We start from the raw sequence: 14069 nt of genomic DNA, 5'->3' as shown, positions 1-14069 counted from the left end.
ACATTTATTAGGTTTCATGCCTCAAATTACTGGTAAATTTGTACCACTTCTTTAAAAGAGAGAAGTATTTTGAAACTAATTTTAACTGTTAAATATCCCCATACAACTAGGGAATTAGCATCAAGATCTCATTAAGGTGAGAAAAAATAAACACTATGAATAAAGGTATCTACATTGCTACCATGGAAGAAGACAGTGGAAAGTCTTTAATCTCCCTGGGCTTAATGCAAACACTTTTAGGAAAAACCGATAAAGTAGGATATTTTAGACCCATTATCGACGATTTTCCAAAGGATCAAAAAGACAATCACATTGAAACCATACTTTCTCAGTTTGATATCGAAATCCCTTACGAAAAAGCTTATGGTGTTACCCGTAAGGAATTGGTAGACAAAAGAAATGCTGGTAAAGCAGGAGAAATTATCGATGTCATCATCCAGAAATATAAGTATCTGGAAGAGCAGTTTAATTTCGTTTTGGTTGAGGGCACCGATTTTTCTGTAAAAGGAAATGTATTTGAATTCGACACTAACGTCACTATTGCTAAAAACCTGGGATTGCCAACAATAATTATTTCTAGCGGAAAAGGTAAAACTCAACAGGAGCTTGTGGATGCCCTAAACTTTGCTTACAGTTCTTTCAATAACCGCGATGTAAAAGTTATTGGTGTAGTTGCCAATAAAATACAGGAAGAAAATATTGAAAAGATCAAAGTAGATCTTGATAAGTTTTTCCCTAAAGAGGTTGAAGTTTCTATCGTTCCCATGATCAACACGCTACTTCATCCCACCATTAAAGAAATCGTGGAGGAGTTAAATGGTAAAGTTCTTTTTGGAGAAACGCATTTAAATAATCAAACCGGAAGTTTTGGTGTTGGTGCTATGCAGCTTAGAAATTATATCACCAAGCTTAAAGAGAATAGCCTGGTAATCACTCCAGGGGATCGTGCCGATATTATTCTTGGAGCCTTACAGGCTCATATTTCTGCCAATTATCCTCCAATTTCGGGAATTATACTTACCGGTGGACTCATACCTGAAGAAAGTATTTTAAAACTCATCGAAGGACTTTCTCAAATTGTTCCGATTGTTTCTGTACAAGGCGGCACTTTTGGGGTGACTAATCAGATTGGAAGTATTAAGTCTCAGATTTATAAAGACAGTAAACAAAAAATTATGACGTCTTTGGCGGTGTCTGAAAAATACCTAAATCTCGATAGCCTGACTGAAAAACTATTCAATTTTCAGCCAAAAGCACTTACTCCAAAGATGTTTCAGTATAGCCTGTATAAACGTGCACAACAATCCAGAAAACGTATTGTCCTTCCTGAAGGAACAGACGAGCGTATCCTTATTGCCACGATGCGTTTAATCGCTTTGGATATTGTAGATATTACGCTTCTTGGTAATATTGATAAGATTAAAAATAAAATTGCAGATCTTGGCTTAAACATAGATCTAAATAAAATCGCTGTGATCGATCCTGTGCATTCATATAATTATGAAGATTATGCCGAAACTTTTTACGAGCTTAGAAAACATAAGAATGTAAATATGGATATGGCTCGGGATATGATGGCTGATGTTTCCTACTACGGAACCATGATGATTCATAAAGGTGATGCAGACGGGATGGTTTCAGGAGCGGCACATACCACCCAGCATACTATTAGACCTGCCCTTCAATTTATCAAGACAAAACCTGGCGTCTCTGTTGTATCTTCAGTATTTTTTATGTGCCTGGAAGATCGTGTTTCCGTCTTTGGGGACTGTGCAATCAATCCAAACCCTAATGCTGACGAACTTGCTGAAATTGCCATTTCTTCCGCAGAAAGTAGTAAAGCTTTTGGGATAGAACCAAAAATTGCGATGCTGTCCTACTCATCGGGGACTTCTGGAAAAGGAGAAGATGTAGATCGCGTTCGTGAAGCTACAGAAATTGTAAGAAATAAACGTCCCGATCTTAAAATTGAAGGACCTATCCAGTACGATGCAGCAGTAGATGCTACGATAGGAAACAGTAAACTCCCAGGTTCTGAGGTTGCAGGACAGGCCAGCGTACTTATTTTCCCAGATCTTAATACCGGGAATAATACTTATAAAGCCGTACAACGTGAAACCGGAGCTTTAGCCATTGGCCCTATGCTACAAGGACTTAATAAACCTGTTAACGATCTTAGTAGAGGTTGTACCGTAGACGATGTTTTTAATACCGTAATAATAACCGCAATCCAGGCACAAGGAATTTAATATGAATATTTTAATAATCAACTCAGGTAGTTCTTCCATAAAATACCAACTTATAAAAATGCCGGAGGAAACGGTGGCAGCAAGCGGACTCGTGGAGCGTATTGGTTTACAAGGGTCTTTAATACACTACAAAACCGGGGAAGACAAAATGACCAAAGAAATTGATATCCCAGATCACGAAACAGGATTAAATAAAATCACCTCTTTCTTAATGGATAAAGAAGTAGGAGTGGTTGAAGATAAAAACCATATTGAGGTGGTTGGACATCGAGTGGTTCATGGTGGAAAAAGTTTTTCCAAAACTGTCGAAGTTACTGAAGATGTAAAAGAAAAAATTAGAAATCTTTTTCCTTTAGCACCCTTACATAATCCGCATAATCTACTTGGAATCGAAGTTGCCGAAAGTGTATTTCCTGAAGCAAAACAAGTGGTAGTTTTTGATACGGCTTATTTTCAAACAATGCCAAAGAAAGCCTATCAATATGCCATTCCGAAAAAATTTTTAAATGATCACGATGTTAGGGCTTATGGCTTTCACGGCACCAGCCATAAATACGTTTCTGAAAAAGCGATCGAATACTTAAGCGAAAAGGGACTACCTTCAGAAAAAATTATCAGTGTACATCTTGGTAATGGTTGTAGTGTCACGGCTATAAAAGATGGAAAAGCTATTGATCACTCCTTAGGAATGGGACCTGCAAACGGACTAATTATGGGAACCCGTGCCGGGGACATCGACCAGTCTGTTATCTTTTATCTTATCGATAAACTTGGCTATTCTCCAGAAGAGGTTAAGAATATTTTATTAAAAGAAAGTGGAATGCTAGGGCTTACCGGCTATAGCGATATGCGAGATATTGAAGAACAAGCTGCTGAAGGTAATGAAAATTGTAGACTCGCACTTTACATGAATGGTTATAAGATCAAAAAATATATTGGTTCCTATATCGCAGCGATGAATGGTGTGGATGCCGTTATTTTTACCGCAGGAATTGGTGAAAATAGTAGTGTTATTAGAAAGATTGCTCTAGAAGATATGGAATATTTAGGGCTGTATCTGGATCATCGAAAAAACGATGTGCGTGGTAAAAGCATTCGTTCTATCAATTTGCCGGAAGCTGAGAAACAAATTTTAATTGTTCCCACTAATGAAGAATTAGAGATTGCCAAACAGTCTTATTCTTTGGTGAGCTAAGTTAGTTAGTTGTTGTAAGTTGAATAAGCTCAGATTTTTAAAGAATCTGAGCTTATTTTTTAAATAAACAGCACTTCGATTAATTCTTCATTGATACCAATGCTTTTAATTCTGGTAAATCCTTATACTGTTCCAGACTCCAATCCATCTGAAAAGCCAGCTGAAGAACGGTTTACATATCGGTAAGACCAACTTCTGCCCGTAACTGTCTACTTTGTCTGGATTTTCAATAGGTTGAAAATACTTTTTGCCAATTGATTGAATCCTGAGATTTCATTTTAGCAATAAGCTCTCTAAACTCGGTGGTGTTTGTTTTTCCCGCTGCTGAAGTTTAATTAATTCTATCCTGATCGGTTTCCAAAATAGAATATATCTGTATCACAAACTACTCATTCTGAGCAAAATTAGATTGAAAATAATATAGAAACTAAAATAACTGATGATAATCTTTTTATGATTGATGTCTTTCTTTCTTTAAAAACGAACCAGGGAAAGATTTGTTTAAGGAAAAAATTAGTTTACGATACTTATAATTTGGATTTCAAGAATAAAGATGAAGCTACTAAAATCAAAAGTAATTTTTATTATGAAATTGAATATATGGAATGACGACAACAAACAGTTAGTACAGATTATGGAAATCAATAAATAACTATTTCTTTCATACTTCGCTGTAGCTTTTATTCCGTAGGATAAAGGAAAGCATTTAGAGGTTCAAATTCAACATTACCATCATTAGTAATATAATAATTCAATAAAATTTCTCCCCAGTGTTCTCCATCCGTGAAATTGGCGATTAGCCATTTATGATTCAGTAGCTTTACTTTATTAATGCGCATTGGACCATTCATTCCTTCAAACGGTACCATTTTATTATCCTCACTACTTCTATTCATATCGATTAAAACATCCTGCACTTTTCGTTCAATTTCGGCAGCGTCAAAACCACTATTTTCAAAATAGGTCATAGCGGGCTCATTTCTTTTCAAACTAAAATCGTAAAACCCATCAGATGCTACTATATTTATATGGTCGTCTTCCGTCTCTAATTCATCTAATCGCTTTTGTAAGCTAATGATTCTGTTTGTTTGATCATCCAGGATTTTCTTATCATTTACATAAATAAAAATCGCGAACAATGCAGCGAATATGAATAAGTATAGTAGGATCTTATTTTTCATCAATACTGATTTTCAAATTGTCGTAGGCAAGATGTACGTTTTCAGGTAGTGATTGTTCTACCTCATCATGAAATCCCAATAAATGACTAATATGAGTCAAATATGTTTTATTTGGCTTAATTTTCTCGATAAATTCCAATGCTTCCGCCAGATTAAAATGAGAATGATGTGGTTCTACTCTTAAAGCGCTGACCACCACCACTTCCAAATTTTTAAGTTTTTCAGCTTCAGTTTCAGAAATAGACTTTATATCGGTTAAATAGGCAAAACCACCCATTCGATATCCATATACCTGTAACTGGTTATGCAGGTAGCTTACCGGGGTGATGTGTTTACCTTGGATCTCAAAATCATTATCAGTAACGATATGTTCGTTGACACCTGGGGCACCGGGATATTTATTTTCAGTAACAAAAATATAATCAAAACGTTTTTTGAGCGCATTTAAAACCCTTTCATGTGCGTAAATCGGGATATTGCCCTGTCTAAAGAAAAAGGGTCTAATATCGTCTAAACCAGCTACATGATCATTATGCTCGTGCGTAAAAAGTATAGCATCTAATCTGGCAAAATTATTGGCTAACATTTGCATTCTAAAATCGGGACCGCAATCTATTAAAATGTTTAGTCCCTCCCACTCTACCATTACTGAAACCCTTAGACGTTTATCTTTAGGGTTTTTACTTAAGCAAACGGGATGAGTACTACCAATAATGGGGATTCCCTGTGATGTTCCTGTACCTAAAAATGTAACTTTCAAGAATGTTATATTTGTGACAAAGTTAGGTATTATTTTTTGTTTACCTTAGTGTTTTAGTACCTTTGGAAGCGTAAAAAAGGAAAATTCATCTAAAAGGAAAAATATGCCAATCACCATAATGGGCGACAAGGAATTTGAGAATGTTCCTTCTATAAAGAGTAAAGCTCTTCGTATCAATCTAAATGAGAATATTTATGGTACCTTTTCTGAAATTGGCGCAGGACAGGAAACTGTAAGAAACTTTTTTAGAGCTGGTGGTGCTTCGGGTACCATTGCCAAGGCGATGAGTGCTTACGATAAAGATTTTAGTGATGCTATCTACGGTGTGGAAGATGACAGAAGATACGTTACTGAAGCCCGACTTAAAAAAATGCTTTCTCATGAAATTAAATTGATTGAAGAAAGGATTTCAAGAGAAAAGCACCCCAATAAACTTTTCTTTAGTTACGCCAATACCGTGGCCACCATAGACTTCGCTAAAAAGTATAAGGGACACGGCTGGGTTGGAATTCGTTACCAGGTAAGCCCAGATGAAGACTATAACGAAATTAGCCTTCATATTCGATTTAAAGAAAATGATGCCCGGCACCAACAAAATACGTTAGGAATTTTAGGAGTTAACCTCATTTATGGGGCATACTATAAATATGACAATCCTAAAAAATTACTGCGCTATTTATATGATCATATCGATAAAGATCAGTTAGAGATCGATACCATCAATTTTTCTGGCCCAAGATTTAAAAAGGTAGATAACCGTCTTATGAGTTTACAACTCGTTAAAAACGGCATGACCGATGCGGTAATGTTTAGTCCGGACGGAAATAATGTACTTCCTGCAAAAATTCTATATAAAAAGAATATCCTTGCACTTCGTGGTAGTTTTAGACCGGTTACGAAGGTGAACATGGATATGTTCCAGAAATCTCGTGAATTGTTCTTTAACGAAAACCGGGTTTCTGAAGAAAATACCGAAGTGATTTTTGAAATTACCCTGTCTAACCTTAGAGCTGAAGGTGAAATAGATGAGCGTGATTTTATGGATCGGGCAGAATTACTATGCTCACTAGGGCAAACGGTAATGATCTCAAACTTCCAGGAATATTATAAGGTAGTGGAATATTTTAGTAAGTATTCTAAAATGAGAATGGGGCTCGCCATGGGTGTAAATAACCTCGTAGATGTTTTTGACGAAAAGTATTATAGACACCTAAGCGGTGGTATTTTAGAAGCTTTTGGTAAATTGTTTTTTAAAGATCTTAAGGTTTACCTTTATCCACTTAAGGATCCTGAAACCGGCGAAATTACCACAAGTGAAAACTTAAAGGTACATCCACGTATGAAGGAATTATACAAATTCTTTAAATATAATGGTCGCGTAGAAGACATTGAAAATTATAATCCTGATATTCTGGATATATATTCAAGGGAAGTCTTACAAATGATCTCAGACGGAAAAGAAGGATGGGAAGAAATGCTTCCTGAAAAAACCACACAAATGATCAAAGAACAAAACTTGTTTCATTATAAAGAAAATAAAGAGCGAGCTCAAAAAGTCTGATTTTTGTAATTTAAAATCACATTTCTAATAAAATAGCTTCTTATTGAAGTCCTAAAAAAAAAAAGCGATCATTAAAATGATCGCTTTTTTTTTTTTAGGACTTTTTCTTTTGAACAAATGGTTAATCTTTCCGAGTAACCATTAATCTTATGAAATTCAGTCACATAAATAGACGGTCCAAATAATTAATAAATATCTAAAAAACAAATACTTAACATCTACTCCCAACCAAATATTTAAATTTTATCTGGATTGATTAAAAATTATATTAAATTTTTTATAATTGTTTTACATCACTTTAATACATTTGCTTTTATTGTTTATAATAAATCTAAATAAAAACAAAATGAAGAAAAATTTACTTTTATTATTTCTAATCTTAAGTAGATTTTATGGGGCTTCTGCCCAAAATCAGTCTGCAGAACTTAGTGGATTTGTTTTTGATGAGCAACAAAACCTGGTTAGCAATGCCCATATATACTTAAAAGATTCCAATTATGGAGCATACACCAATCAGAATGGTTTCTTTAGCATCGCAAACATACCAAAAGGAGAATATACTCTTGTGATTTCCGAAATCGGCTTTATAAGAAAAGAGCTAACAGTTAATATTCAATCGAATAAAACTATAGAGGTCATCATTCAAAAAGAGATTACCTCCCTCTCGGATGTTTGGATCTCTGGAGAAAAAGAGGCTTACACGACTCGCAAGGTTTCTTCTTCCCTTAGACTAGATGAAGAAATCATCAATATTCCTCAAAATATCCAGATTATTACCAACGATGTCCTAAAAGACCAGGCGGCGATCTCTATCATGGAAAATGTCACCAGAAATGTTAGTGGTGCACAAATGATAGAGCATTGGGGAAATTTTGCTAGAATTAATATGCGCGGCTTTAGAATCCCTCCCTTTAGAAATGGAATGAATGTATTATCTACCTGGGGTCCGATGGCCGAGGATCTTGCTTTGGTTGACCGTATAGAAGTAGTAAAAGGCCCATCTGCCTTTATGTTATCCAGTGGAGAACCCGGTGGACTTTATAATGTAGTGACCAAAAAACCAACAGGTAAAACCGGTGGAGAGATTAGCATACTTACCGGTAGTTACAATACTTTAAGAGCTACAGCAGACATCGAAGGGAACTTATCTGAAAATAAAAAACTGCAATATCGATTTGTAGGTGCGGCATCTACCAAGGAAGCTCATAGAGATTTCGAGCCAGAAAATCGCTATACCCTTGCGCCGAGTATCAAATATAATTTTAATGATAAAACCTCGGTAACAGCACAGTATACCTATCAATATTACAAAACAAAACTTATAGGATCTGCTTATGTTTTTGCTCCTAATGAATACGCTGATGTAGACCGTGATTTTACATTATCAGATCCAAGGCTTGGTCCTTCGGTGATGAAAGAACACTATGGATTTATAAATTTTAAACATCAACTTAATCAGAATTGGAATTTAACCGCACAACTTAGTTATCTTAATTATCAGCATGAAGGTTCCAGTTTATGGATCAATAGCGCATTCGGAGTTCAGGAAAACGGTGATTTATTACGTAATATTAGTATTTGGGACGCCAAAGAAGAACAAAAGCTAGGACAAGTTTTTATTAATGGTAAAGAGCTAACTGGTGATATCTCACATAAAATTTTAGGAGGATTAGATTACGGAAATAAAAATTACATAGCGGATTGGTCGCAAAGCCTTAGCATAGATACTCAAGATAATCCTTTTAATATTTATAATCCACAGCCAGCAGCCCTATTACCTGAATTTGACAGGAGTAAAAATTTACAACAACGGGCAAGCGGAATTATAACTTCTAACTATCTTTCCTATTACCTTCAGGATCAATTGGGGTTTTTTGATGATGCACTGCGTCTTACTCTTGCCGGTAGATATACAGAGTTTAAAAGTAGTGCTTACGGCGTAACATCAGACGATAAAGTATTTACACCACGTGTAGCGGTATCTTATTCGATTTTGGATAATTTAGTCATCTACGGAATGTACGACCAGTCTTTTTTACCAGAACAGGGAACGAACAGATTTGGCGACGCTTTTGATCCGGTAACCGCTGAGGACATTGAAGGAGGTTTAAAGTTTGAATTCCTGAACGGAAAATGGAATGCTACCGCCACCTACTTCGATATTCATAAAGATAAATTCCTGGTAGCCGACCCTGAAGATGCCAACTACTCTTTACAGGTAGATACCGATATTACTTCCCGTGGTTTTGAATTTGATACCCGTGGAGAAATTACCAAAGGTTTAAACTTAATTCTAAATTACGCGTATACTAATGTAGAAGACGCCGATGGAAACCCTATTGCTGGTTTTTCAAAACATATCACCAACGGATGGTTAGATTATACATTCCAGAACCAAAATTTAAAAGGATTCGGGATTTCACTGGGCTACCAGTATCAGGTAGACCGTTCATCCTGGGTTTGGGGTGCCGATGGCCAAACAGATTTACCAGATTATTTTAGAATGGATGGAGCCCTAAGCTGGGAGAACGATAACTTTCGTGTAGCTCTTAACCTTAATAACCTTCTTAACGAATATCTATACTCTGGTGCAGATTATGGTACTTACGTATACTGGCAAAGTGAACCCGGAAGAAACTTTAGATTAAGCCTTAATTATAAATTTTAAGCTTCAAATTACTCCAACTCCCTATAGCATTATTATAGGGAGGATATAATCATAACATCTAAAACTCTAACAAGTGATTTTTTTTCAGCATTTAAAGAAAAGCTGAGAATAAACAGTTTAACTAAATTTATTTATATGAAAAAACTAAGCCTAATTATCCTATTCTTGCTTTGCTACAGCACATCCTTTGCACATTATTTATGGATAGAAACAAGGCCTAATGGTGAACTGAACAAAAAACAAGAAGTAAAAGTTCATTATGGAGAATACACCTATGGTGTTATCGAAAAAACCGATGGCGATGCTTTTAAAAGTGTTTCCAGTTTTGAAGTTTGGGTTATCAATCCTGATGGCACATCTACGAAACTGAATTTGGATAAAAAAGAAGACCACTATTTAGGGTATTTCACCCCTACTGAAGAAGGTACTTTTACCATTCAGCTGAAAAATGATAATATTGATGTGATCGATTATAGCGAATATGACTTTGGGATTTTTAAAACCCATTACCAGTCTTTTGCGAAAATAAACGTGGCCGATGCACCTACAGCTTCAACAATTACGATGAAGGGTTTAAGCATTAAGGAAATTCCTTCTGAAAATGAAGAAAAAACATTGCAGATATATTATGAGGGAGAACCGATTAGCGAACAGGAAGTAAAAATATATGTTTCAGATCTTTGGTCTAAAACCTTAAACACTGATGATGAAGGTAAAATTTCATTTAAACTTCCCTGGAACACAAAATATACCGTAGAAACTACTAAAAATGAAAATGTCCCCGGTACTTATAATGGTGAAGATTATGAATTTATCTGGCATTGTGCCACCTATTGTTTTCCGCAGGAATAACACTGGAAGAATCCCGAACCTGAATTTGAATGAAATCCTTACAAAATCTTTCGTACCCAACCTTCTATTTTGTTGCGTTACGAAACAAATTTTTAATAAAATTCATTCAATTTGTTATAATGCCAATAATAATCAAGGCCAGGGTAAATAACTCATTTACTTAAAATGCATTCAGTAAATCCTAGGAATACCGATAGGATGTATAAAAAAATTATTTTTTAACCAAGGCATCCCGATAGCTCTGGATATATTAGAACATTTAATCTCGATTATTGGACAAAAATGGCTGCCCCTATTCTAAGAAAAAAGATGTAAAAAACATCAGATTGGGATTCAATATCATTTGCTCACAAAGAATCTCATACCTATCCTTCTTCTTTTTCATGGGCAGCCTATTTTTAAGAAAAAACCTCGAGAATATATTCTCGAGGTTTTTATTTTATGATAATCTATAAGGATTCCCGCTTTAAGCAATTCTTTCGATCTTGGCCCCTATACTTTTTAAACGTGCCTCAATATCTTCATAACCTCTATCGATCTGCTCTATATTGTGAATCGTAGATGTTCCTTTTGCAGAAAGTGCTGCAATTAATAGAGAAATCCCAGCTCTAATATCTGGAGAAGTCATTGTAGTAGCCTTTAAAGACGAATGGAAATCATGACCGATTACCGTGGCCCTGTGCGGGTCACAAAGTATAATCTTTGCTCCCATATCAATAAGTTTATCTACAAAGAACAATCGACTTTCAAACATCTTTTGATGAATTAGCACACTACCCCTGGCCTGCGTTGCCACTACTAAAATAATGCTTAGTAAATCTGGCGTAAAACCCGGCCACGGTGCATCGCTAATATTCATTATAGAACCGTCTATAAAACTTTGCACTTCGTAACCATCATTATGAGCCGGTATAAATATATCGTCCCCCCTACGCTCTATAGTAATGCCCAGCTTTTTAAAAGTAGTAGGAATTAACCCAAGCATTTCCCAACGCACATTAGTTATGGTAATTTCACTCTTGGTCATCGCAGCAAGGCCTATCCAGGATCCTATTTCAATCATATCCGGTAAAATTGTATGCTCGCACCCCCCTAGTTCTGTAACGCCTTCGATCACCAGTAAGTTAGATCCTACACCGCCTATCTTTGCTCCCATCGAGTTAAGCATCTTACAAAGTTGCTGTAGATAAGGCTCACAGGCAGCATTGTAGATGGTAGTTGTTCCTTCTGCCATAACGGCAGCCATAACGATATTGGCTGTTCCGGTAACCGATGCTTCTTCTAAAAGCATGTATTTTCCCTTTAATCCGTTAGGCGCTTCTACTCCATAAAAACGTTCCTCCTTATTATATCTAAAACTAGCGCCAAGATTAATGAAACCTTCAAAATGCGTATCCAAACGACGACGGCCAATTTTATCTCCACCAGGCTTTGGAATGTATCCTTTACCAAATCTAGATAATAACGGTCCCACAATCATTATAGATCCACGTAGACCACTACCATCTTTTTTAAACTGCTCACTTTGCAGATAATCTAAATTTAGGGCGTCACTTTTAAATATATAACTTCCTTTTCCTAATTTCTGGATTTTAACACCCAGATTCTCTAATAAACCAATAAGCTTATTTACATCTATAATGTCTGGAATATTATTAATTCTTACTTCTTCAGAAGTTAATAATACGGCACAAAGAATTTGCAGGGCTTCGTTTTTGGCTCCCTGAGGCTGAATTTTCCCCTGAAGCTGATGCCCTCCTTCAATCTGAAAAGTTCCCATGAAATTGGTTAAATTTTAGTAGCGTTTACGGCTTTTTCGACCTGTTCTTTTTGGACTATTGGGTTTTGTGTATTTTTTCTTCCCGCGCATAAGATTAGATGAATCGCTTAAGTCCTCATCAGAGTTTTTAAGATTTAGATCACCTTCACTTAATTCTTTTAAATGCTCAAAAATAACGTTATCATCTACGGTGTCACGGTTCCAGTTTAAGAAAGATTTTTTCATGTGATTCGCAATGGCTAATACTAAAGCATCTTTAAACTCACCTTCATCATATTTCTTAGCCTCATCGATCATTCGTTTAATATTATTCCCGTAGAAACGATATTTTGGAAAGTTTTGAGGGTAATCCAAAGGATCAGGATGTTCTTCTAGTATTTCTCGGCTTGGCTTTGGGAAAGGTGAATCTACGTCCAGTTTAAAATCACTGATTATAAATAATTGATCCCACAGTTTATGCTGAAAATCCGGTACATCACGTAAATGCGGATTCATGTTTCCCATAACCGCAATTATAGATTTGGCTACACGGTTTCGCTCTTCATCATCCTTAATACTTACGGCATGCTCTACCATTTTTTGCAGATGTCTACCATATTCAGGAATTATCAACGTACTCCTTTCAGAGTTATATTCTAATGCGTTTGTCAAAAAAATTAGATTTAAATTCGGTAATATTAAATTGCAGAAGTTTATTCTGCCTGCAAAATAAGAAATATTAACCAAGTTGGGTAAAAGATCGTCGGTTTTTAATCAATAATTAAAAAATTAGTTATGCACTGATGTTTTAATTCCCAGGTATATACTCAAAAGATCATCAGTTAACCACTAACTATCCATAGGGATATTGACGCAATAAGGCATTTAGGAATTATCAAATAAAAAACTCAAAATAAAATTTATAGCGAAATTACTCCCTCTATCTTTTCTCCTACTTCTTTATATTTTGCAATCACTGCATCTGGATTTTTCATCCTTACATTTACAGAAACGCTGGTGTAAGTTCCTTTTTTAGACTTTTTGGTGGTAATCACCGCTCCCATATTATCAAAAATATCTTCTACACCTTTTATTTTATCTTCTTCAGATGGCACTATAAACTTATATAAATATTCTGAAGGCCACATGGCAGTATCCTGAAGCTGTGATTTCAGTTTTGCGTAAAATTCATCCGGATTATTCGATAGACTCATATTATATTCTTCTTCTAATTTAAAGATTACAAAGATACAAGGTTTATACCATTTTTATAATCAAAATCAAATGTCGAAATTTGCAGGGTGAAAGCACAAAAAATTGTAATTACCGGTGGACCGGGAACAGGAAAATCTTCGATAATTTTCGAACTGGAAAAACGTGGCTATACCTGCCTACACGAAATTTCAAGACAGGTAACCCTTGAAGCGCAAAAAGAAGGAATCGATCAGCTATTTTTAGAACAACCGCTACTATTTAGTAAAAAACTTTTAGAAGGCAGGGATGCTCAATTTATCGAAGCTGAAGAATCTGAGGGTACTATGATCTTTATCGATCGTGGCGTACATGACGTGATTGCCTATATGGATTATTTTAATACGAAATACGATGAGCCGTTTATTTCTACCTGTAAAAACCGAATATACGAACAGGTTTTTTTATTACCACCCTGGGAAGAAATATATAAGAGTGATAACGAACGCTACGAGAGTTTTGCTGAAGCCGAAAAAATATCAGACTACCTCTCTAAAACTTATATAGCTTACGGCTACAAACCTATAATTGTGCCTACCGGAACTGTCGAAGAAAGAACCGATTTTATTTTAAACAACACTAGTGAGGTATAA

11 protein-coding genes are annotated in these 14069 nt (G+C 35.6%); 6 read left to right on the top strand and 5 right to left on the bottom strand.

All coding sequences use genetic code 11. From position 1 onward, the window contains the following. Positions 1–155: 155 nt before the first annotated feature. A complete protein-coding gene (gene pta, locus ZPR_RS12045; RefSeq protein WP_013071958.1) occupies positions 156–2249 on the top strand; it encodes a phosphate acetyltransferase in 2094 nt (697 codons plus the stop codon). Between the two features lies 1 nt (position 2250). After that, complete coding sequence (locus ZPR_RS12040; protein WP_013071957.1) at positions 2251–3444, top strand: acetate/propionate family kinase; 1194 nt, start codon at positions 2251–2253, stop codon at positions 3442–3444. A 680-nt stretch (positions 3445–4124) separates the two neighbouring features. Here the strand turns inward: ZPR_RS12040 and ZPR_RS12035 are convergent. Next, on the bottom strand, positions 4125–4625 hold the full coding sequence (locus ZPR_RS12035; RefSeq protein WP_041578885.1) for a hypothetical protein: 501 nt from the start codon (positions 4623–4625) through the stop codon (positions 4125–4127). Next, positions 4615–5385, bottom strand: coding sequence for an MBL fold metallo-hydrolase (locus ZPR_RS12030; RefSeq protein ID WP_013071954.1), 771 nt, complete (start codon positions 5383–5385; stop codon positions 4615–4617). The genes ZPR_RS12035 and ZPR_RS12030 overlap by 11 nt, the downstream gene beginning before the upstream one ends. 103 nt (positions 5386–5488) lie before the next feature. Here ZPR_RS12030 and ZPR_RS12025 point away from each other — a divergent pair, with 103 nt between their 5' ends. From ZPR_RS12025 to ZPR_RS12015, 3 genes are all read left to right on the top strand, one after another. Next, positions 5489–6946 (top strand): hypothetical protein, encoded by a 1458-nt coding sequence (locus tag ZPR_RS12025; protein WP_013071953.1) that lies wholly within the window; start codon positions 5489–5491, stop codon positions 6944–6946. Positions 6947–7292: 346 nt separating this feature from the next. Continuing rightward, positions 7293–9614 (top strand): TonB-dependent receptor, encoded by a 2322-nt coding sequence (locus ZPR_RS12020; RefSeq protein ID WP_013071952.1) that lies wholly within the window; start codon positions 7293–7295, stop codon positions 9612–9614. Between the two features lie 135 nt (positions 9615–9749). Further along, positions 9750–10466, top strand: a complete 717-nt coding sequence (locus tag ZPR_RS12015; protein ID WP_013071951.1) for a DUF4198 domain-containing protein — start codon at positions 9750–9752, stop codon at positions 10464–10466. Positions 10467–10932: 466 nt separating this feature from the next. Here the strand turns inward: ZPR_RS12015 and murA are convergent, their stop codons facing one another. From murA to ZPR_RS12000, 3 genes are all read right to left on the bottom strand, one after another. Continuing rightward, entirely contained in the window at positions 10933–12246 is a 1314-nt protein-coding gene (gene murA / locus ZPR_RS12010) for a UDP-N-acetylglucosamine 1-carboxyvinyltransferase (RefSeq protein ID WP_013071950.1), read from the bottom strand. Positions 12247–12261: 15 nt separating this feature from the next. Next, positions 12262–12897, bottom strand: a complete 636-nt coding sequence (locus ZPR_RS12005) for a DUF4290 domain-containing protein (RefSeq protein WP_041579987.1) — start codon at positions 12895–12897, stop codon at positions 12262–12264. 248 nt (positions 12898–13145) lie between these two features. Further along, positions 13146–13439: a DUF493 family protein gene (locus tag ZPR_RS12000; protein ID WP_013071948.1), complete on the bottom strand. Its 294-nt coding sequence runs from the start codon at positions 13437–13439 to the stop codon at positions 13146–13148. Positions 13440–13526: 87 nt separating this feature from the next. Here ZPR_RS12000 and ZPR_RS11995 point away from each other — a divergent pair, with 87 nt between their 5' ends. Then, on the top strand, positions 13527–14069 hold the full coding sequence (locus ZPR_RS11995; protein ID WP_013071947.1) for an AAA family ATPase: 543 nt from the start codon (positions 13527–13529) through the stop codon (positions 14067–14069).

This window comes from Zunongwangia profunda SM-A87, assembly GCF_000023465.1.
Classification (GTDB): Bacteria; Bacteroidota; Bacteroidia; order Flavobacteriales; family Flavobacteriaceae; genus Zunongwangia; species Zunongwangia profunda.
The sequence above is the reverse complement of the archived record's forward strand: the minus strand, read 5'-3'. Positions and strand labels throughout refer to the sequence as shown.